Source organism: Erwinia sp. BNK-24-b (assembly GCF_047456155.1).
GTDB classification, from domain to species: Bacteria; Pseudomonadota; Gammaproteobacteria; order Enterobacterales; family Enterobacteriaceae; genus Erwinia; species Erwinia phyllosphaerae.
In genome coordinates this window covers 803,452-822,880 of record NZ_CP179901.1, presented here as the reverse complement: position 1 = coordinate 822,880, position 19,429 = coordinate 803,452, and the positions used below count along the sequence as shown (strand labels likewise).

Sequence of the window (19,429 nt, the reverse complement as noted above, 5' to 3'; positions counted from 1 at the left end):
CAGGTCATTTCCACCCGACGGGCCTGTTTCAGCCCGGTATGAGTAGCCTGGGAATCCTGTAAATACTTTTATTTTTCAAGTAATTAATATTTAGATTATCGTCCTGCTTACCGGCTCCTTCGCGCGGCAAAAATAAAGAGTTACTCCCTTAGTGGTATAGGGTTAGCATGGCTAATCGGTAAAATGCGGTATCATTGGGTAATTTGTCGCCGCCGCCTGTTCAGGAAAACCAGAGTGAAAGAAGAGAAAGCCACCATCCTGCTGATTGACGATCATCCCATGCTGCGCAATGGCGTTAAGCAGTTGATTGAGCTGGACGAACGTTTACAGGTAGTAGGCGAAGCCAGCGACGGCGCGCAGGGCGTCATGCTGGCAGAACAGCACGATCCGGACCTTATCCTGCTGGATTTAAATATGCCCGGCATGAACGGGCTGGATACGCTGTTACAGCTGCGCACCGTCGATCTCTCCGGCCGCATTGTGGTTTTTAGCGTTTCTAATCACGAAGACGATGTCGTCAATGCGCTGAAGCGAGGGGCCGACGGTTATCTGCTAAAAGATATGGAACCGGAAGCGTTGCTAAAAGCGCTACATCAGGCCGCCGCCGGACAGATGGTGCTGAGTGAAAAATTGACCAATGTGTTGGTAACCAGCCTGCGCGAAGCACGCCCGGCTGAAGCGCGAGATATTGAGCAGCTGACTCGTCGTGAGCGCGATATCCTGAAGCTGATTACGCTGGGTATGACCAATAAAGCCATTGCCCGCAAGCTCTCCATTACGGAAAGCACGGTCAAGGTCCACGTAAAACACCTGTTGAAAAAGATGAAATTAAAATCGCGGGTAGAGGCGGCGGTCTGGGCTTTGCAGAATGGTTATTAGTATCGTTTTCATTCATTGCTATTTCAGAGTGAATGATAAAAGAATAGCACGGCGGATTGATAAATATTTTTCTGGCACTTAACATAAAAACAATCATTATTTAATATCAGCTTATTTAACTTTCCTTGAGTATTCCTGATTGCATTTTATGTCGTTCACCCGCTATTGAAAATAATAAGGAAAGCGCTATTATTCCCTGCCGAATAAATATCTTATTTTAAATAAATCGATAATTTTTTATTAGCGACGTAACGCCAATGGGAACTACATGAAAAAAAATGCTTTTATCCACCGGGTTATTATTGCCTTCTCACTTACTTTTATTATGACAGGCTGTCACCATTCCCGCGTCAATGCTCCGATAGCCACCGAGCAGGTTGAACAGCTTGCCTCGCTGATTGCAGGCGGCAGCTATTTGCGGCAACAATGTGCACAAACAACCTTACCGGATGAACAAGCCCTGACGGCAAGAGCGCTTGGGCTGGCAGAAAAAAGAGGCTGGAATACCCGTGCCGCAGAGTATAAGTCGCTCAATCTCATCAGTATGAAAAAACAGCAGCTAATCGATGAAGATCCCCGGTTAACCGAGGAAAAATGCCGGAAGCTGGCAGATTCGCTGCTGCCGTTTATTAGCGGTCAATAACCAGCCTGACTATATGACCGGTACGAATAGCCGTACCGGCGCTCAGAACGGGGAAAAGTAAAAAGCCAGCCCCGCCGCCGCCAGAAAAGGCCCAAAGGGGATTTCACGCGTTAGCTTTTTATTACTCACCAGCCGGGCAAACACTGCCGCGATAAGACCAAGGCTGGCAGCCAGCAATAAAATCCCTGGCAGCATCGCCCAGCCAAACCAGGCACCCAGCGCGGCCAGCAGCTTAAAATCACCGTAGCCCAGCCCTTCGCGCCCGGTTATGCCATAAAACAGCCAGTACAGCAGCCAGAGCGCCACATAGCCTGCAACAGCACCGTAAACCGCATCAGCAAGGGTCGGGAAAGACGCTGGTGCCAGCGCATGAAACAGCAGCCCTGCCCATAAAAAAGGGAGGGTCAGCATATCGGGCAACATTTTTGTTCTGAGATCAATCAGGGTTAACGGCAGCAGAAAACCACAGAACAGCAGCGAAAAAAAAGCCTCGGTGAGATCCTGTTTTAAATATGACAGCAGCAGAGCCAATAACGTAAAAAATAGCTCTACCAGCAAATAGCGGATGCTTATTTTTTTGCTGCACCAGCCGCATCTCCCTTTTAAAAGTAACCAGCTTAGTATCGGAAGAGTGTGATACCAGTTCAGCGTCTGGCAACAGGCAGGACAATGCGAGCGCGGTAAGAAAAGGTTGTAGCGCAGGTTATTTTCCTGCGCAATCATCAGGGGAACGCGGTAAATAACCACATTGATAAAGCTCCCCGCAACAGCGCCCGTTAAAGCGAAGAAAAGATGCAGTAGCCATTGCGGTTGAGCGTGCCACCAGAGACTCATTGCTCTCTTTCCCTCAGGATAACTTCAGCCGTTTCATTTTTAAGGCTGAAGCTAAATTTATCGACCAGGATCTGCTGCTGCGTCTCCAGCTGATTAAGCCACGTTACCACTGAATAAAGATCTGGCGTGGTTATAAACAGAATAAAACGGCGATCGGGCCGCTCCTGCCATTCATTGATGCTGATATTATCGGGAAGCGTATTCTGTACACGCTCTGTCAGGGTGTTATCCGCTTTTACTTTTTCCGCCTGGCCTGCTGCTGCCAGTTCTCGTTCGTGCTGTTGTAACCAGATTAACTGCCGCTGCGCTACCGTCAGCCGCTTCTGAGCCTGTAGCCGATAAGCGCTTAAGTTATCAAGAACAAGCACCTTTCCCCCCGCCAGCAAAATTATCATAGCCAGTACCGCTATTAAGATTTTTTCACGCCGGTTGCGGCAACGCCATGCGCCCACTATTTTATTAACCTTCATCATTTACTCGTCGAATTATCAGCCGGACTCGCTTTCTTTTTTGCGGCTCCGCTTGCACCAGCAATCCTTCAACGGCATGCCCACTGGCCAGCCCGGGCAGGTCAGGTTGCGTATCGGCAAGGGTAAAAGTCAGGGTTTGCTGTTCGCTGTCCCACGTCAGGGCTTCGGTTTGCCCCTGATGGATTTGCGCCAGCAGCGGATAGCTTTTTTCCAGCATGCCGTGGAGACCATAAGACGACGCTGGCGAGGAACGGCTCAGCTTCTGCTCCAGCCATGCTCGTAACGGCACGCGTTCAGGCAAGGAGGAAAAGTGGCTTCCTGCCTGCTGGCGGGCCTGGTTTTCCAGCTGACTGGCCTGCCGCATAGCAGAGTAAGCTTCAAAAAAAGGCAGCCCTGCCAGTAGCAGTGCCGATACAGCGGAACCGATAATCAGTGCTTTAAAGCCCGCCAGGCGCGTCAGCGCGGGCCTGGGCTGAAACTCGCTGGTTAAAAAAGAGTGTTCGGGTAAGAGAGGGGTGTCAAAAAGTACCGAAGCCGTGCAAACAGGGGCTGCTTCCCAGCCTGCAATAGCAGGAACCGGCGCGCTGAAACAGCGGACCGGCGCTGTGTTTTCCGTCTTATCCCATAACAAAGCCAGGTACGTTTCGCTGGCACAAAGGCCTTTTGTCGGGCCATACCTTACCAGCCACTCCTCGCCCAGCTTTATCGCGGCGTGGCAGGGAAGCGCCAGCACGTCCGGGTAGACGGCATCAGGCGTTATGCCAGCCTGACGCAGACGCTCCAGCCACCGGGCAAAAAGCTGTTTCTCCACCGCCGCGACACTGTACTGGCCGTTATCGCGGCCAAGAATAACGCCATGCAGGGATTCAGCCTCGCTCAGCAGTTCGCTTTCAATTTGCCAGATTAACGTCTGTAACGAAGGTTTTTTCAGGTTCGCCGCGGCTATATCGCAAAACAATAGCCGGCTGGAGGGCATCAGGAAAATAACTTTGTTTTCTCTGAATAGTCTTTTTGGCAAAACGATATTATCCAGACTGCCTGCAAAATAGTCTCCCTGAGGCGAACGGTAGAACCATAAAAAAGCAGCATCATGCTGGTGGCCTGCACGAATAATAATAATGCCCTGGGATGTTTTTATCATTTAAACCCGCCCGCTTATTCACTTATACCGTATTGACGTTTGATAACCTTAAAGCCACTGTCCGAGCGTTTTATCCAGCTGCTTAAGGGCCAGGCTGACGTATCGCGCTGCTCTATTTTCAACTCAAAATAGTCGCTGTTGAATGACAGGTGTTCCTTTATTCTGTTCAGCGCAGTTACACTCTCTTCAGGCAGGCCGGCATTTTTTAACGCCTCCAGCGAATGCCAACCTTTTTGCGGACGCGCAGCGAGCCAGCGGTCTAACTCTTGCTGGGTTAAAGCCGTTCCCAGCAGCGCGGAAACAAAAGGAAGGTCTTTCTTTGTTAATCCATTGACGCTAATTTTTAGCCGGGTATCCGGTAATACGCACAGCATGCCGGAAAGAGCACGCCATTGCTTTGGGCTGATTACTCGCGCCTGACGCAGCTCGGTAATGTCAGCCAACATCCTGCCGGTTTTTCGGCTGTTGTCCTGAATATAATCAACAATGGCCTTTGCCTCCTCTTCTTTGCTTCCGGTATTTTGCAGCAGGCGTATAAAGACCTGCTCTGCATAATTCTTTGCTGTCGCGTTATCGTTTTCCTGCATCGTGCTGGCTGGCTGATCAAAGCTACTGTCTGCAACCTCATCGGCATCCACGGAATTATTTTCTTGCTGCGGCGCTGTTTTTTTAGCCTCATCAAACATGGCGTTGAGATTAAAGCAGGTCTGGAGGTCGCGAAAATTAATATTAAAGATGTGTCCGTCCAGTTTCAGGAATGACATTTTCCCTGTATTTTTCGGCCGCAACACGGATGCCGATAACGCCTCTGAATAGTGATGAATAATTACCGACTCCGCGCCCAACACTGCCCACTTATCCTGCATGCGAGAATGTAAATTGCCGCTACGGCTGAAGGCCTGTAGCCAGTATTGTTGAGTAGCGGTGACCAGCGCGGCCATAATCGCAATCATCATCAGCACCATAATCAACGCCATTCCGTGCTGCCTGCTTTTCATTCGCTCTCCGTGAGTAAAATCAGATGTTTTAACGTTCCGGAACGTAGCTTCAGGGTAATTTCAATGGCTTCAGGTAAGGTCGTGGTGGAGAGCCAGCGATTCAGCCAGACTTTTTTGGCAAAAAAACGTATCTGAAACGCGCTTACGTCTGCAAGGATGCGCTTTTCTTGCATATCAGCCGTCTCATCCTGAAAAGGCGCGCTGGCGCGTAATAAATTACCGTCCACCGTTCGCCATCTGACCCACTCCAGCGAAGCGCGGGAAAGTTGGCCGCCAGGATTAAATTTACCTGTCCGTAAAAGCGTTACGCTGCTGTTTTCCTGCGTTTGCTGGAGATAGCGTATTTCCGGATGCAGGTCGTTATCATGCTGCGCATTGATTGGGCGGGCGACCGCATGGGAAAAATCCCGTTCCAGCAGGAAAATAGCTCTTTGCAGAGCACTGAAGTTGGCACTTTTTATTTTGATTTGCTCGCCAGTACGTAATGTTCCCTGGAGCAGCATTACCCCCGATAAGCTAACCAGAGAAAAAATCATTAGCGCCACCATCATTTCAAGCAGGGTAAATCCTCGCTGCATGCTTCTCATTTTTTTACCAGCCAGGTTTTTAAAGAATAAAGGTTGTCCTCATGCCTTTCGTCAGCAGAAACATCAATTTGCAGCAGGTATACGTTTTTATAACTCGTTGCCTGTATCCGCCACCATCTGTAAAAGCTCTTCTCCCCCACCTGAAACTTTTCAGGTTGGCTCGTTCCTTCCGGCAGCGTTTTGCTTAATTTGATGTTAATGGCCAGATCCTCCGCCCCCCATGCCGCCAGCTGTTTTTGCTGTAGCCGCTCAAGATTTCTGACTTTTTCCGCGCCGCTATTAAGTAACGTTATCCCTGCCAGCGCTAAAATCGCCATTGCAAACAGAACTTCTAATAGCGTCATTCCTTTGCATTTCATAGAGCATTCTCTGCAAAAGGAATAAAAGCCATACTGCCGTTATGAATAGTTATCCTTCCTGTTAATTTTCCTTTAGCATAAATACCCAGCGTAAAATCAATGATTTCACCGTCAGGAAAAAAAACCAGCTGCGGCGGCTGCGTATTGTTTTCCATCGCCTGAAGCTCGAAGGATTTATTCTCAATCCTGAGCGATAAACGCATGTGCTGCGGCAAAGAGAACATCGGATATTTTTTCATTAGCCTGGCCTGATGCCAGTAATAGCCGGGCCAGCTTTTACTGGCTTCTCCATGAAGAGCCTGGCGACTTAATACCTTAAGTTGCAGGCCATTGGTAAACACAGCAAGCGCGTAGATTTTATTTTCCAGCTCCGCACGCTCGGCTACCTGGCGAATGGACCAGGCAAGCCTCTCGCCTTCCTGCCGCGAATTGTCGGCCGGTGCCCGACTGACCACCAGCGTCGCCAGCCCCGCAAGGATCACCATCACCAGCATTATTTCTAATAAGGTAAAACCCTTTATGCCAGCGGCACCGTTATTCATCCAGCGTCCAGTTATTAATACTCTCTTTCCCTTCCACACCCTGAGGGCCAAACGAGTAAATATCTACCGCGCCGCGATCGCCAGGGCTTTTTAACTGATACGGATTGCCCCAGGGATCTTTCGGCAGGCGGCGAATATAGCCGTCATGACGATAATTGCGTGGCACCGGAGCAATAACCGGTTTTTTAACCAGCGCATTTAAACCCTGCTCCGTCGTGGGATAGACGTTATTATCAAGCTTGTACATCTCCAGTGCATTTTCGAGCGTCACAATATCGCTGATCGCTTTTTGCCTGTCCGCCTTATCTTTATTCCCCATCAGGCTGGGCAGCATCAGGCTGGCTAACACGCCTAAAATAACCACAACGATCATCACTTCAAGCAGCGTAAAGCCGCGCTCATGCTTTCTTTTTATTTCCATCATTTTTCCTGTTTCCATGTTTATCCTGCAAGGCTATTCATTTGCATAATAGGTTGCAAAATGGCCAGTACGATAAAAAAGACCATGCCTGCCATAACGATAATTAATAAGGGTGTAAACAGACTGACCATAGTGGTGATTTGATTCATAAACGTTTCCTGCTGAATATCAGCGGCGCGGCCAAGCATATTATCCAGCTCTCCGCTACGTTCTCCTGAAGCAATCATATGGCGCATCATGGGTGAAAAAAGACCGCTCTTTGTTAACGCGTGCGACAGCTCGGCGCCTTCGCGGACTCGCTCCTGTGCGCGAATCAGCGCCTGACGTGCATGGCTGTTGTTAACGACTAAAGCGCTTATCTGCATGGCTTCCAGTAAAGGCACCGCGCTGGCGCTGAGTATGCTTAACGTTTTGGCGTAGTGGGCTATATTCAGGTTAAGCGATACTTTCCCGCACGCGGGTAAGGTTAAAAAGAAGCGGTCAAACTGCCGCCGATAGCGCGGTTTTTTTAACAGGTATCTGACGAGCAGCGTAAAGAGAACAATCATCATCAACATCGCTATTCCCCACGTTGCTAACCCTTCGCTTATTGCCAGCAAAATACGCGTGGTAACGGGAAGCTCCGCTTTTAAGTAGATAAACTGCTCGACAACTTTGGGAACGACCGAGGTTAATAATATGACGATGACGGCAATGGCGATCAGCGTCAGCAGTAGCGGATAGAGCAAAGCCTGCAAAAGCTTACTCTTGATTTTCTGGCTTTGTTCGGTGTGGTCAGCCAGACGCGTCAGAACCAGCGCTAATTTTCCCGATGACTCGCCTGCCGCCACCACGGCGCGATAGAGCCTGCTGAAGGTTTTTTTATAGCCGCCTAATGCTTCAGAAAAAGCGCGCCCTTCCAGTACCTGCTGGCGCAGCTGCTGGACAACCTTTTGCTGCGCCGTTTTTTCGCACTGTTGCGCTATCGTCTGCAAAGCATCTTCCAGCGGTAACGCTGCACTCAGTAATGTGGCCAGCTGCCGGGTAAAAATCACCAGATCGTTACCGCGCATATGGTGTTTGCCAGGGAAAAACGGCAGAGCGGAAGCTTCATCCGACTGTTTTATCGCCGTGACCTGCAGGTTTTTCTCCAGCAGGCTCTGGCAAGCGAGCCGCCGGGAAGGTGCATCAATCCAGCCGCGCTGCTTCTTTCCCTGGCGATCAACAGCACTGTAGCGAAATCTCATCTTCAATCCTGCCTTGTAACCCTGACCACTTCTTCAAGCGAAGTATGACCAGCCAGCACCTTTTGCCAGCCGTCGTGGCGAATCGAAGTGGTATTGCGGCGCACGATCTGTTCCAGCTCCGTTTCAGTTTGCAGCCGGGTTATCGCCTGGCGAAGCGGCGTATCGACCAGAATCAGCTCATGGATACCTGTTCTGCCACGGTAGCCGCTGTGGTTACAGGCTTCACAACCGGTCGGCTGGTAAATTTGCTGCTTATCTCCCTGTAGTTCGAAACCGAAGCTACGCGCCTGGGCAGGCGTTAGGGTTATTGGCCTGCGGCAGGCCACGCATAATGTTCTGACCAGACGCTGTGCCAGCACGCCAGTCAGCGAACTGGCCAGCAGAAAAGGCTCGACGTCCATGTCGCGCAGGCGTCCGATAGCGCCAATTGCGCTATTGGTGTGTAAGGTAGAGAGCACCAGATGCCCGGTAAGCGAAGCCTGCACGGCTATCTGCGCCGTTTCCGTATCGCGGATTTCGCCAATCATCACCACGTCCGGATCCTGACGTAAAATCGCCCTTAAACCTGCGGCGAAGGTCATTTTTACCTTGGTATTGACCTGAGTTTGCCCTATTCCTTCCAGCTCATACTCAATCGGATCCTCAACCGTCATGATATTCCGTTCCTGGCTATTAATTTGGCTGAGAGCGGCATACAGCGTGGTGCTTTTGCCGGACCCTGTCGGCCCGGTAACCAAAATGATGCCGTGAGGATGACGTAGTAATTCCGCCATGCTTTCGCGCTGTGCCTCGGCCATTCCTAACCGCGCAAGATCCAGTTGCACGGCATTTTTATCCAGAAGGCGCATAACTAACCGCTCGCCGTAGCGCGACGGGAGTGTCGAAAGACGCACGTCAATGGCGCGCCCCCCGATACGTAGTGCAATACGCCCATCCTGCGGCAGACGTTTCTCCGCAATATCCAGCCGGGCCATGACTTTGATTCTGGAAATCAGCACGGCGGCCAGCTGACGAGGCGGCGACAGTACGGGACGCAGCACGCCGTCTACGCGAAAACGGATCAGCAGATTGTGCTGGTAAGGCTCAACATGGATATCCGACGCGCCCTCTTTTATCGCTTCTGCCAGCATGGCGTTAATAAAGCGAATAATGGGCGCGTCATCATCACAGTCGAGCAGATCTTCATCCTGAGGTAGCGCTTCAGCCAGTTCAAAAAGGTTGGCCTCGTTGCCGAGCGTTTCGATCATTTGTCGCGCCTGGGAAGCATCCTGCTGATAGGCTTCGATAACGTACTGCGTAAAAGCCTCAGCCGATAGCGGCTGCATGGTGCAGCCTGACGTCACGCGTAGCGCCTCTCGTATAGCCTGCAGGCTGGCGTCTGGCCGAAAATAGAGGCAGTCGTTTTTAGTGAACACGCCCGCTTTTTGTACCCAGGTAAAGGAAAACATCTCGCTCATCGCGGTTGCCCGGCATAGAAAGCATTTATCTGGTCAAGGACGTTATTTAATCCACCGCGCTCGCCTGATAAATTAAGCTCGCGGTCGACGGAGCTTTTCATATCGGCCCGGGCGATATCTTTCATCTCGTACCGATCGAATTTCCCACGGGATTGTTGACTAACGCGCGTGAAATCTTCCTCCTGGCGAATAATCGTCGGGCGGATAAAAAGCATCAGGTTTCGTTTCGTTACCTTGTGGGTTGTCGTACCGAACAGATATTTCAACAGCGGAATACGTCCCAGTAGAGGCACGTTGCTTTCGGTATTGCTGTTGCTGGTATCCAGCAGGCCGCCCACTACTACGGTTTTTCCTGTTCCAATCAGAACGGCATTTTTTACTACGCGCGTATCGAACGTCGGGCCAAGCTCGCTATTGACGCCGGTTTCAGAGACGCTGGAGACCTCCTGTTCGATATTCATCATCACAGCATCGCCCTGGTTGATTTGCGGCGTAACTTTTAACTTAATACCAACGCTTTTCCGTTCTACCGAGTTATAAACATTGTCGCCCGAAGTGGTTTGCGAACCGGTTAATACCGGCACTTCCTGACCGACGGTAAATTCCGCTTCAACATTGTCCAGCGTAACGATGCTCGGTGTTGCCAGGATATTATTTTTACTGTTGGTCTTTAGCGCGTTAAGTAAGCCGGACCAGTTGCCGCTATAAAAACCGGTTGCCAGTCCTGTTGCGCCTGAAAGCGCGTTAACCATGCCTTTTTCCGGCAGTGTCGTAACGGAACCGCCCGCAGAAGGGAAATTAGTGCCGCCCGCACGATTGTTCATCCACTGGATGCCAAAGTTTAATCCTTCTGCATCAGAGACTTCGGCAATGATTGCTTCAACCAAAACCTGTGCACGCCGGATATCGAGCCTGGCGATAACTTTTTCTATGTCGCGTAATACAGGCTGCGGCGCGCTTATAATCAATGCGTTAGTTTGAGCATCGGCTTTAATCGTGGTGCCGTTGTTTGAAATCGTATTAATTTCCAGCGAAGCACTCTCATTAGGCGTGTTTGATTTTTCATTAATCACGCCGGTAAGCACCTTTAGCAGATTCTCTGCCTTCGCATATTTAAGATAAATAACGCGGGTGTTTCCTGCCTCAACGCTGCCCCGGTTCTGATCCAGCCTTTTTAAGGTGGCAACCATGCGTTTAGTCGCCTGTTTATCACCGGTAACCAATACGGAATTGGTTCTTTCATCCGCGACAACCGTGACGTAAACACGATCGCCTGCGCCCCCGTCGGTTTTGCCCTGTAATGAAGCCGACATACGCGCAACCTCACTCGCCGAGGCATTCTCAAGATGAAGCGTTTCCACGGCAAAACTTGCATCTTCATCAAGACGCTTAACGATAGAAACCAGCTGATTGATAACAGATGCACGTCCGGTCATCAGTACCGTGTTGGACGGGTTGTAGTGAATAATACTGCCTTCTGCGGCATTGTGAAGCTGGCGTAACAGCGGTGCCAGCTCCCTGCCTGATACGTGATGTAAAGAGACCATGCGGGCAATCACTTCATCTCCAACCGGCACCTTTCCGTCCAGCACCAGCGGCACGCCGGCTGCCCTGGCATTTTGCTCAGGGATTACTTTGATAACGTTTTCTGCTGTGGAGACAGCAGAAAAACCATAAACGTTCAGCACGCTCAGGAAGAATTGATAGTACTGTTCACTATCCATCTCCTCATAACTTTTTACGCTTATCGTGCCCTGCACCGAAGGTTCGATAATGATAGTTTTGTTGAGATTTTTACTGACGGTGTTAATAAACTCGCGAATATCCGCATTTTGAAAGCTTGCTGAAAATCCCTCAGCGACTGCCTGACCCGGCACGACTAAAACCAGTATTAATGCCCAGCCTGCAGCCGGAAAAAAACCAGAAAATCTTTTTAAAGCATTACAGAACATTCGGAATACCTTCTTTGATAAACAGGCACAACCTACCGCCACTCATCTTTATTAATTTGTAAAGATTCATAATAGCCATTGTTATCAATAATCACCTTGCCAGAGAAAATCCTGATTATTTTCTGGTTGTTGTTTTCTAAATGGTCAAAACACGTATAGCTTCGCTGGATACCGTTCATCTCAATAATAGCGATCGATTTTTGACAATCGCTACCGGCCAGCGTACCCGTTAGCTTTATCGCGTTTTCTGCCAGAGGCGCATTCATTAAAACACCATCCGGCAGCGGATCGGGTCCGACCGCCCATTCATCAGACAATACATTTTTTTTGTTTTTGAACAAGGGCAAGTCGGTTAACGCAAGCTGGCTTGATGCTTCATCTTTTTTAAACGGAATGACGCCAGATGTTATCTTCTTGTCAGGGCTTTTATTATACAAAGTAACACCTGTCGCAGATAAGACTAACAGCGTAATCATCATCATAAAAAGATTAAGGCCGCGTTTACTCACCAAACATCCTTTAATTATAATTCATTAACAGGCATGCGATAAAAAGAAGCTCGTTGCGCCTATTTTTTTCACAAAATTAATAAAAACTGGTTTTCTTCTCGTAAAGTTTTTTTCAAATACTATAACTGTAGCGCCACCGGGTGTTCCGGCATTGTGGGCTATCGTTATATCATCGCCTGTGCTGACAGTCGAATTAATTTTCACCTCTGCTGCATCGGTTATTCTGGATGAGTAATTACCTCCCTCATCTTATATCCCGAACTTACCCCCCTTCCAGACGAATAATGATGCGGCACTTACCGCTGTAAATCGCCTGCAGCAGCGTTATCGTGATGCCATTTTTATCACGCTAATGCTGGACAGGTGACTTTAACAATCGCTAATTTACAAAAAATAAAATCGCATTAAATTAATTTAATAGCCTTAATTAATAATAAATTAAAAAAACGTTAAACCGTCTCATTCGCCTGCCGTGCGTGCGGTCTGTTTATTAAAGGATTCAGGGCCATTATCCCTATCGCCTGCGGTACCACAATGTCTGTTTCACGTAGCGCAATGAAGCATGACGGGATATCCTCGGTTGGCTGCGATCCTGTCGAGTACACGAACGACTCACCGGGCTGGCAGATTCAGGGCCGTGTCGATCGATAACAGCGTTCCCGCCATCATCCGATCTCGTTGTTTCGAGCACGCTCGAAGAAAGGGCCTGTCACGCTGGTTTTCCTGCCATAAAGACTCCGTTATCATATTCGCTACGTACTCGTGAAAAGAAGTGTGGGTTGTGGCACGCAAAGCTGCTTTTTTCCCCTCTACATGTCTGGCAAGCGACACTTTTGCCTGCAGGAAAATGTAGGATTTCATGAGATCCAGCGAGACAACGTGAGAAAAATGATAACCATAACATCACTTAACTCTCTACTATTTATGATAATGGACATCTCAACACTATGAGTACATTAGAAAATATCGGTTCGCACACCCCAATGATGCAGCAGTACCTGCGTCTGAAAGCCGAGCACCCGGAAATCCTGCTGTTCTATCGGATGGGCGATTTTTATGAGCTCTTCTATGACGATGCCAAACGCGCTTCTCAGCTGCTGGAAATTTCGTTAACTAAACGCGGCGCCTCCGCTGGCGAGCCGATTCCTATGGCTGGCGTGCCTTACCATGCGGTAGAGAACTATCTTGCTAAGCTGGTGCAGCTTGGCGAATCGGTGGCCATCTGCGAACAAATTGGCGATCCGGCGCTGAGTAAAGGCCCGGTAGAACGCAAAGTTGTGCGTATCGTGACGCCAGGTACCATCAGCGACGAAGCGTTATTGCAGGAGCGCCAGGACAATCTGCTGGCCGCTATCTGGCAGGGACCTCGCGGTTTTGGTTACGCCACGCTGGATATCAGCTCGGGCCGCTTCCGGCTGGCCGAACCGACCGACCTGGAAACGATGGCGGCGGAACTCCAGCGCACCAATCCGGCCGAGCTGCTTTATCCGGAAGATTTTGCCGCTATGCAGCTGATTGAGAACCGTCGCGGCCTGCGCCGCCGTCCACAGTGGGAGTATGAAGTGGATACCGCCCGACAGCAGCTTACGTTGCAGTTCGGCACGCGCGACCTGAACGGTTTTGGCGTTGAACAGGCGCAGTTTGCGCTACGTGCAGCAGGCTGCCTGCTGCAGTATGTTAAAGATACCCAGCGCACCTCGCTGCCACATATCCGCTCGCTGACGATGGAGCGCCAGCAGGACGGCATCATTATGGATGCCGCAACGCGCCGCAATCTGGAAATTACGCAGAATCTGGCAGGCGGTATCGACAATACGCTGGCGTCGGTGCTGGACAGAACCGTGACGCCAATGGGCAGCCGCATGCTGAAGCGCTGGCTGCATATGCCAATCCGCGATACGAAAACGCTGACCGATCGCCAGCAAAGTATTGGCGCGCTGCAGGATTTCTCTGCCGAGGTGGCACCGCTGTTGCGCCAGGTGGGCGATCTTGAGCGTATTCTGGCACGCCTGGCGCTGCGCACCGCTCGTCCGCGCGACCTGGCCAGAATGCGTCACGCTTTTCAGCAGCTTCCTGAACTGGATGCGCTGTTAGTCGACAGCGATATCCCGCATCTGCAAACGCTGCGTAAGCAGATGGGCCAGTTTGACGAGCTGCGCGAGCTGCTGGAGAAAGCCATTATCGAAACGCCGCCGGTGCTGGTACGCGACGGCGGCGTGATTGCGCCTAGCTATCACGAGGAGCTGGACGAATGGCGCGCGCTGGCCGATGGCGCCACGGACTATCTGGACAGGCTGGAAATCCGCGAGCGCGAGAAGCTGGGGCTGGATACGCTGAAGGTCGGCTTCAACGCCGTCCACGGCTACTATATCCAGGTCAGCCGTGGGCAGAGCCATCTGGTGCCGATCAACTACGTGCGCCGCCAGACGCTGAAAAATGCCGAACGCTATATCATCCCCGAACTGAAAGAGTATGAAGACAAGGTTCTCACCTCCAAAGGTAAGGCGCTGGCGCTGGAAAAAGCGCTGTATGAACAGCTGTTCGATTTACTGCTGCCGCATCTGGAAGCGTTGCAGATTAGCGCCGCCGCGCTGGCCGAACTGGACGTGCTGGCAAACCTGGCAGAGCGCGCCTGGACCCTGAACTTCAACCGTCCGACGTTTACCGATAAGCCCGGCATTAAGCTGGTCGGCGGCCGTCATCCGGTGGTCGAGCAGGTCTTGAAAGAGCCGTTTATTGCTAACCCGCTGACGCTGTCGCCACAGCGGCGCATGCTGGTGATCACCGGTCCCAATATGGGCGGTAAAAGTACCTATATGCGCCAGGCCGCACTGATTGCGCTGATGGCCTATATCGGTAGCTATGTACCGGCGGAAGAGGCGGTGCTTGGCCCTGTCGATCGCATCTTTACCCGCGTCGGCGCGGCGGACGATCTGGCTTCTGGTCGCTCCACCTTTATGGTCGAGATGACCGAAACCGCCAATATCCTGCACAACGCCACGGAATACAGCCTGGTGCTAATGGATGAAATTGGTCGCGGCACCTCCACCTACGACGGTCTGTCGCTGGCCTGGGCCTGCGCAGAAAATCTGGCCAACCGCATTAAAGCCATGACGCTGTTCGCCACCCACTATTTTGAGCTGACCACGCTGGAAGAGAAAATGGAGGGTGTGGCCAACGTGCATCTGGACGCGGTTGAGCATGGCGATACCATCGCCTTTATGCACAGCGTGCAGGATGGCGCGGCAAGTAAAAGCTATGGTCTGGCGGTAGCGGCGCTGGCGGGCGTGCCAAAAGAGGTGATCAAACGCGCACGGCAGAAGCTTAAGGAGCTGGAAACCCTGTCAGGCAACGCGGCGTCCGGCAGTGCCGAAGGTCCCCAGCTACCGCTGCTGGTTGAGGAGACGTCACCCGCTGTCGAAGCGCTGGAGGCGCTCGATCCCGATTCTCTTTCACCACGCCAGGCGCTGGAGTGGATTTATCGCCTGAAGTCGCTGGTGTAAGCCCTTCTGTTTTGCTAAGGCAGGATAACGGGATAAAAGTGCCGGGCGCTGCGACAGGGATGTCGTGCGCCAGTTTGTCCTTTGCGGAATGGCAACGCGCTGGTTCTTCTCCTGTCTCGCCTGTTTATGGAACCATCCTCACTTCGCTCCCACGTAATGACAGTGATAAAGCGTTAAGGCCCGGCTAACGCCGCGCCGTTTTGTCCGTGTCATTTCATCTAATCCAGTGGAGCGTGTCATGAACATGAGAGTCAATCCCAGTGGGATAAACAGCGAGGCGATGAACGTGGGCCAGTTCTCCGCACGCTTTAGCAAGACGCAAAACGGCGGTGGCGCTGCCGGTTCGGAAAAGTCCAGCCTGCTACAGTATGGCGGCGCTGACGGCAAAACCAGCCAGAAAACCTCAACCGCCTCGTTAGGTTCGGATTACAAGACGCTGATCGACTCGCTGGTCAAACAGGGCCAGCAGGAGCTGAAAAGCCTGAAGGAGCAGCTTGCACAGCAGCAATCTTCCGCCAGCAGCCAGGCTTCCGGCAACGGGACTTCCGCTAGCGGGACGTCCGGCAGCAGTACGCAAAACGTGATGTCACAGCTACAGATGCTGCTCGACAGCATCAGCAAACTGCTCAAGCAAAGTCAGGAAGGCCAGCAGACTTCCGGCAGTAGCTCTACCGATTCTCAGCTCAGCAGCGCATTGTCACAGTTGAAAGAGCTGCTCTCTTCCGCCGGCGTTACTGCCGCAAGCGGCACGACAGCAGCAGGCACCACCACGGGGGCGGATGGCACTACGGCAACGGATGGCGGCACCAGCGCCCAGCCGATGCCGACCAGCGAAAAGGACACCAGCGTACCGCCTTCCAGCAGCACGTTGTTTAAGAATATGGATGGCGACAACCGTTCCGCCGATCAGATTATTAACGACAACCCCGTGCTGAAAAATCTCGGCAACCAGAAAGACATTAAGCAGGATGAGCTGAAAAAGCAGTTTGGTGACTGGACGTCGAATAATCCCGACGAGAAAAGCCGGGCGCTGGCCGCCAAAAACATGTCTTACTTTTTAAACAACGTGAAGGCGCTGGATAACCGCGAAGGTGGCGATCGCGGCAAAATTTCCACTAATGGCAAAATTGAAGGGCTGACCAAAGACGGCGATGCGCGTCACGGCACCGAAGCCGCTATCGTGAAAGACGTGGCGGAACAGGGACTGGACAAGGCTTTCCCCAAAGACGGCAGGTTAACCACCACCAAAGATGAGATGGTGAACCTTAACGGCACCAACAAGAGCGGCTTTCAGGGGATCTGCCTGAAGCTGGGCAAGGCGCTGGCCTTTATTCCTGGGCTGAGCAACGTCCTGACCGGTATGGGGCGCGCGGAAAGTACTAATCCGTGGGATGTGATCAAAGGCGGGATTGTCGGCGGCGTGAAGACGGCTTTTGACGCGCTGAAAGGCGTGGCGCAAGGCTTGCTGACTGGCAAAGTGAGTCCGGTGCAGATGCTGATGAGCGCTTATAAAGGCGCGGTCATGGATACCTATGCAATGCAGGACGTTAAATCCGATGCCAAAGATAAGGTAAAAGACATTGTCTGATTAACGGGCAATAAAAAAGCGGTGGTTTTCACCACCGCTTTTCGCAGTCACTTTTTAAGCGCCCGTTTTATTCGCGAAACAAGGCTTCAATGTTCAGTCCCTGAGCCTGCAGAATTTCCCGCAGACGACGAAGACCTTCAACCTGAATCTGGCGAACACGTTCACGGGTCAGACCAATTTCGCGACCCACATCTTCCAACGTTGCCGCTTCGTAGCCTAACAGGCCGAAACGACGCGCCAGCACTTCACGCTGTTTGGCGTTCAGTTCGAACAGCCATTTGACGATGCTCTGCTTCATGTCATCGTCCTGGGTGGTATCTTCCGGACCGTTGTCTTTTTCGTCGGCCAGGATATCCAGCAGCGCTTTTTCAGAATCTCCGCCTAACGGCGTGTCAACTGACGTGATGCGTTCGTTGAGGCGCAGCATACGGCTGACGTCATCAACGGGTTTATCAAGCTGTTCAGCAATTTCTTCCGCGCTTGGTTCATGATCCAGCTTGTGGGCCAGTTCACGTGCCGTACGCAGATAGACGTTCAGCTCTTTAACAATATGAATTGGCAGACGGATCGTACGGGTTTGGTTCATGATTGCCCGTTCGATGGTCTGACGAATCCACCAGGTAGCGTAAGTAGAGAAACGGAACCCTCTTTCAGGGTCAAATTTCTCTACCGCGCGGATCAAACCGAGGTTACCTTCCTCAATCAGGTCAAGCAAAGCCAGACCACGATTGCTGTAACGACGGGCAATCTTCACTACCAGACGTAAGTTACTTTCGATCATGCGGCGACGAGAAGGAATGTCACCACGCAGAGCACGACGAGCAAAGAAAACCTCTTCCTCAGCCGTAAGGAGCGGAGAATAACCAATCTCTCCCAGGTAGAGCTGCGTCGCATCCAATACACGTTGTGTGGCGCCCTGCGACAACAGCTCTTCTTCAGCTATGTCGTTATCAGCAGGTTCATTTCCGACAAGAGCTTTCTCATCAAAAATCTCAGCTCCGTTTTCGTCGAATTCCGCGTCTTCATGTAACTCATTAACTTTCAGCGTATTCTGGCTCATAAGCGGCTCCTACCCGTGATCCCAGGGCAGAACACCAGAGGGTTCTGCCGGTTTATCGCTGCGGTAAATAACGCAACGGGTTTACGGATTTCCCCTTGTAACGAATTTCAAAATGCAATCTAACCGAGCTGGTGCCGGTACTACCCATGGTCGCAATCTTCTGACCCGCTTTGACTTCCTGCTGCTCGCGGACCAGCATCGTATCGTTATGGGCATATGCACTCAGGTAGTCATCATTATGTTTGATGATAATCAAGTTGCCATAACCGCGTAGCGCATTCCCGGCATACACAACGCGCCCTGAAGCGGTTGATACAACGGGCTGTCCTCGCGATCCCGCGATATCGATACCTTTATTGCCACCTTCGGAAGCAGAGAAGTTATCGATAATCTTCCCGTCGGTCGGCCAACGCCAGCTTCCTACCGGAGTAGAGCTGTTCGTTGTACTGCTGACGGTCGGAGCACTTACCGGCGCTGTCGTCATTGCGACATTATTTGTACCGGCTGAAGGTAACATTTTGCCTTCACTTGGTTTACCTGAATCCTCAGAATACGTAATAACTGGCTGACGCGCAACCGTTACCCCTTTCATTTGTGCACTGGTCGGCTGAGCTGGCACGCCGCCGGCCGTGGCATCTGCTGCGGTAATCGCGTTGCCGCCGGTCAGGGTGCTACCGGAGCCGTTACTAACCTGCAACTGCTGGCCCACGTTGAGACTGTAAGGTGCAGGGATGTTATTTCTGTCCGCTAAATCGCGGAAATCGTTGCCGGTAATCCACGCAATATAGAACAGCGTGTCGCCGCGTTTAACGGTATAGGTGTGTCCGCCGTAGCTACCTTTCGGAATATTCCCATACGAGCGGTTATAGACGATATGGCCATTTTGCGTAACAACGTTTTCATTTTGGTTGCCGGAGACCATGGTGCCGCCGGAACGTGAAACAATCGGCGGTGGCTGGCTAATCAGACCGCCGCCGCCGTTGTCGGCCGCGCTGTTGCTGCCAACCGAGCTGACAGGTGCTGGTGCATTATTGCTGGAACAGCCAGCTAACCAAAAGCCAACAAATGAAATCGCCGCAAGACGGCGCAATTTTATTACCGGGCTTCCCGTGCTCATGTATATCCCCCGTTACGGCAAATCTGTGACAGCTGTAATCACCTGCATTTGCAGGCGTAAATTCTGAAGCCATAGGATAGTAGCAATATCGCCCGTCGCGTGCCATTAACGGATGAGCCTATTAACAGATGTGTACAATTGCC

The 19,429-nt window shown here is 51.5% G+C and carries 18 protein-coding genes; 4 read left to right on the top strand and 14 right to left on the bottom strand.

Features of this window, described 5'->3' with window-relative positions:
- The first annotated feature begins 183 nt into the window (after window positions 1-183).
- Complete coding sequence (gene narL / locus ACMGGR_RS03780) at window positions 184-879, top strand: two-component system response regulator NarL (protein ID WP_414148203.1); 696 nt, start codon at window positions 184-186, stop codon at window positions 877-879.
- Between the two features lie 268 nt (window positions 880-1,147).
- The gene (gene gspS / locus ACMGGR_RS03775) at window positions 1,148-1,522 is read left to right on the top strand and encodes a type II secretion system pilot lipoprotein GspS (protein WP_414148202.1); all 375 of its coding nucleotides are present in this window, start codon (window positions 1,148-1,150) and stop codon (window positions 1,520-1,522) included.
- Between the two features lie 42 nt (window positions 1,523-1,564).
- On the opposite strand, the gene ACMGGR_RS03770 is transcribed toward gspS, so the two are convergent.
- From ACMGGR_RS03770 to ACMGGR_RS03715, 12 genes are all read right to left on the bottom strand, one after another.
- Complete coding sequence (locus tag ACMGGR_RS03770) at window positions 1,565-2,356, bottom strand: prepilin peptidase (protein ID WP_414148201.1); 792 nt, start codon at window positions 2,354-2,356, stop codon at window positions 1,565-1,567.
- Window positions 2,353-2,751 carry a type II secretion system protein GspM gene (gene gspM / locus ACMGGR_RS03765; protein ID WP_414148904.1) on the bottom strand — a complete coding sequence of 133 codons (399 nt, stop codon included), beginning with the start codon at window positions 2,749-2,751 and terminating at the stop codon, window positions 2,353-2,355. The genes ACMGGR_RS03770 and gspM overlap by 4 nt, the downstream gene beginning before the upstream one ends.
- Window positions 2,752-2,815: 64 nt before the next feature.
- Entirely contained in the window at window positions 2,816-3,967 is a 1,152-nt protein-coding gene (gspL, locus tag ACMGGR_RS03760) for a type II secretion system protein GspL (RefSeq protein ID WP_414148200.1), read from the bottom strand.
- A 14-nt stretch (window positions 3,968-3,981) separates the two neighbouring features.
- Complete coding sequence (gene gspK / locus ACMGGR_RS03755; protein WP_414148199.1) at window positions 3,982-4,965, bottom strand: type II secretion system minor pseudopilin GspK; 984 nt, start codon at window positions 4,963-4,965, stop codon at window positions 3,982-3,984.
- Entirely contained in the window at window positions 4,962-5,552 is a 591-nt protein-coding gene (gene gspJ / locus ACMGGR_RS03750) for a type II secretion system minor pseudopilin GspJ (RefSeq protein ID WP_414148198.1), read from the bottom strand. Before gspJ ends, gspK begins: the two co-directional genes overlap by 4 nt.
- Window positions 5,549-5,911: a type II secretion system minor pseudopilin GspI gene (gspI, locus tag ACMGGR_RS03745; RefSeq protein WP_246761828.1), complete on the bottom strand. Its 363-nt coding sequence runs from the start codon at window positions 5,909-5,911 to the stop codon at window positions 5,549-5,551. The genes gspJ and gspI overlap by 4 nt, the downstream gene beginning before the upstream one ends.
- Window positions 5,908-6,453 carry a type II secretion system protein gene (locus ACMGGR_RS03740; protein WP_414148197.1) on the bottom strand — a complete coding sequence of 182 codons (546 nt, stop codon included), beginning with the start codon at window positions 6,451-6,453 and terminating at the stop codon, window positions 5,908-5,910. The genes gspI and ACMGGR_RS03740 overlap by 4 nt, the downstream gene beginning before the upstream one ends.
- Entirely contained in the window at window positions 6,446-6,892 is a 447-nt protein-coding gene (gene gspG, locus ACMGGR_RS03735; RefSeq protein ID WP_414148196.1) for a type II secretion system major pseudopilin GspG, read from the bottom strand. Before gspG ends, ACMGGR_RS03740 begins: the two co-directional genes overlap by 8 nt.
- Before the next feature lie 2 nt (window positions 6,893-6,894).
- Window positions 6,895-8,100 carry a type II secretion system inner membrane protein GspF gene (gene gspF, locus ACMGGR_RS03730; RefSeq protein ID WP_414148195.1) on the bottom strand — a complete coding sequence of 402 codons (1,206 nt, stop codon included), beginning with the start codon at window positions 8,098-8,100 and terminating at the stop codon, window positions 6,895-6,897.
- 2 nt (window positions 8,101-8,102) lie between these two features.
- Window positions 8,103-9,557: a type II secretion system ATPase GspE gene (gene gspE / locus ACMGGR_RS03725; protein ID WP_246761823.1), complete on the bottom strand. Its 1,455-nt coding sequence runs from the start codon at window positions 9,555-9,557 to the stop codon at window positions 8,103-8,105.
- Window positions 9,554-11,509, bottom strand: a complete 1,956-nt coding sequence (gene gspD, locus ACMGGR_RS03720) for a type II secretion system secretin GspD (protein ID WP_414148194.1) — start codon at window positions 11,507-11,509, stop codon at window positions 9,554-9,556. Before gspD ends, gspE begins: the two co-directional genes overlap by 4 nt.
- Before the next feature lie 32 nt (window positions 11,510-11,541).
- Window positions 11,542-12,018: a type II secretion system protein N gene (locus ACMGGR_RS03715; protein WP_414148193.1), complete on the bottom strand. Its 477-nt coding sequence runs from the start codon at window positions 12,016-12,018 to the stop codon at window positions 11,542-11,544.
- Window positions 12,019-12,965: 947 nt separating this feature from the next.
- Between ACMGGR_RS03715 and mutS the strand changes: the two genes are divergently transcribed.
- Together mutS and ACMGGR_RS03705 are read left to right on the top strand one after the other, a co-directional pair.
- On the top strand, window positions 12,966-15,521 hold the full coding sequence (gene mutS / locus ACMGGR_RS03710; RefSeq protein ID WP_414148192.1) for a DNA mismatch repair protein MutS: 2,556 nt from the start codon (window positions 12,966-12,968) through the stop codon (window positions 15,519-15,521).
- A 238-nt stretch (window positions 15,522-15,759) separates the two neighbouring features.
- Window positions 15,760-17,109 (top strand): hypothetical protein, encoded by a 1,350-nt coding sequence (locus ACMGGR_RS03705; RefSeq protein ID WP_246761816.1) that lies wholly within the window; start codon window positions 15,760-15,762, stop codon window positions 17,107-17,109.
- 67 nt (window positions 17,110-17,176) lie between these two features.
- Here ACMGGR_RS03705 and rpoS read toward each other — a convergent pair whose 3' ends face one another.
- Window positions 17,177-18,169 carry an RNA polymerase sigma factor RpoS gene (rpoS, locus tag ACMGGR_RS03700; protein WP_125287448.1) on the bottom strand — a complete coding sequence of 331 codons (993 nt, stop codon included), beginning with the start codon at window positions 18,167-18,169 and terminating at the stop codon, window positions 17,177-17,179.
- A 52-nt stretch (window positions 18,170-18,221) separates the two neighbouring features.
- A complete protein-coding gene (gene nlpD, locus ACMGGR_RS03695) occupies window positions 18,222-19,286 on the bottom strand; it encodes a murein hydrolase activator NlpD (protein ID WP_246761814.1) in 1,065 nt (354 codons plus the stop codon).
- Between the last annotated feature and the right edge of the window lie 143 nt (window positions 19,287-19,429).

What these genes read in the sequence shown, in the direction of transcription:
- narL (WP_414148203.1), top strand. Translation starts at nt 184, where the DNA reads ATGCGGTATCATTGGGTAATTTGTCGCCGCCGCCTGTTCAGGAAAACC.
- gspS (WP_414148202.1), top strand. Translation starts at nt 1,148, where the DNA reads ATGAAAAAAAATGCTTTTATCCACCGGGTTATTATTGCCTTCTCACTT.
- ACMGGR_RS03770 (WP_414148201.1), bottom strand. Translation starts at nt 2,356, where the DNA reads ATGAGTCTCTGGTGGCACGCTCAACCGCAATGGCTACTGCATCTTTTC.
- gspM (WP_414148904.1), bottom strand. Translation starts at nt 2,751, where the DNA reads ATGATAATTTTGCTGGCGGGGGGAAAGGTGCTTGTTCTTGATAACTTA.
- gspL (WP_414148200.1), bottom strand. Translation starts at nt 3,967, where the DNA reads ATGATAAAAACATCCCAGGGCATTATTATTATTCGTGCAGGCCACCAG.
- gspK (WP_414148199.1), bottom strand. Translation starts at nt 4,965, where the DNA reads ATGAAAAGCAGGCAGCACGGAATGGCGTTGATTATGGTGCTGATGATG.
- gspJ (WP_414148198.1), bottom strand. Translation starts at nt 5,552, where the DNA reads ATGAGAAGCATGCAGCGAGGATTTACCCTGCTTGAAATGATGGTGGCG.
- gspI (WP_246761828.1), bottom strand. Translation starts at nt 5,911, where the DNA reads ATGAAATGCAAAGGAATGACGCTATTAGAAGTTCTGTTTGCAATGGCG.
- ACMGGR_RS03740 (WP_414148197.1), bottom strand. Translation starts at nt 6,453, where the DNA reads ATGAATAACGGTGCCGCTGGCATAAAGGGTTTTACCTTATTAGAAATA.
- gspG (WP_414148196.1), bottom strand. Translation starts at nt 6,892, where the DNA reads ATGGAAACAGGAAAAATGATGGAAATAAAAAGAAAGCATGAGCGCGGC.
- gspF (WP_414148195.1), bottom strand. Translation starts at nt 8,100, where the DNA reads ATGAGATTTCGCTACAGTGCTGTTGATCGCCAGGGAAAGAAGCAGCGC.
- gspE (WP_246761823.1), bottom strand. Translation starts at nt 9,557, where the DNA reads ATGAGCGAGATGTTTTCCTTTACCTGGGTACAAAAAGCGGGCGTGTTC.
- gspD (WP_414148194.1), bottom strand. Translation starts at nt 11,509, where the DNA reads ATGTTCTGTAATGCTTTAAAAAGATTTTCTGGTTTTTTTCCGGCTGCA.
- mutS (WP_414148192.1), top strand. Translation starts at nt 12,966, where the DNA reads ATGAGTACATTAGAAAATATCGGTTCGCACACCCCAATGATGCAGCAG.
- ACMGGR_RS03705 (WP_246761816.1), top strand. Translation starts at nt 15,760, where the DNA reads ATGAACATGAGAGTCAATCCCAGTGGGATAAACAGCGAGGCGATGAAC.
- rpoS (WP_125287448.1), bottom strand. Translation starts at nt 18,169, where the DNA reads ATGAGCCAGAATACGCTGAAAGTTAATGAGTTACATGAAGACGCGGAA.
- nlpD (WP_246761814.1), bottom strand. Translation starts at nt 19,286, where the DNA reads ATGAGCACGGGAAGCCCGGTAATAAAATTGCGCCGTCTTGCGGCGATT.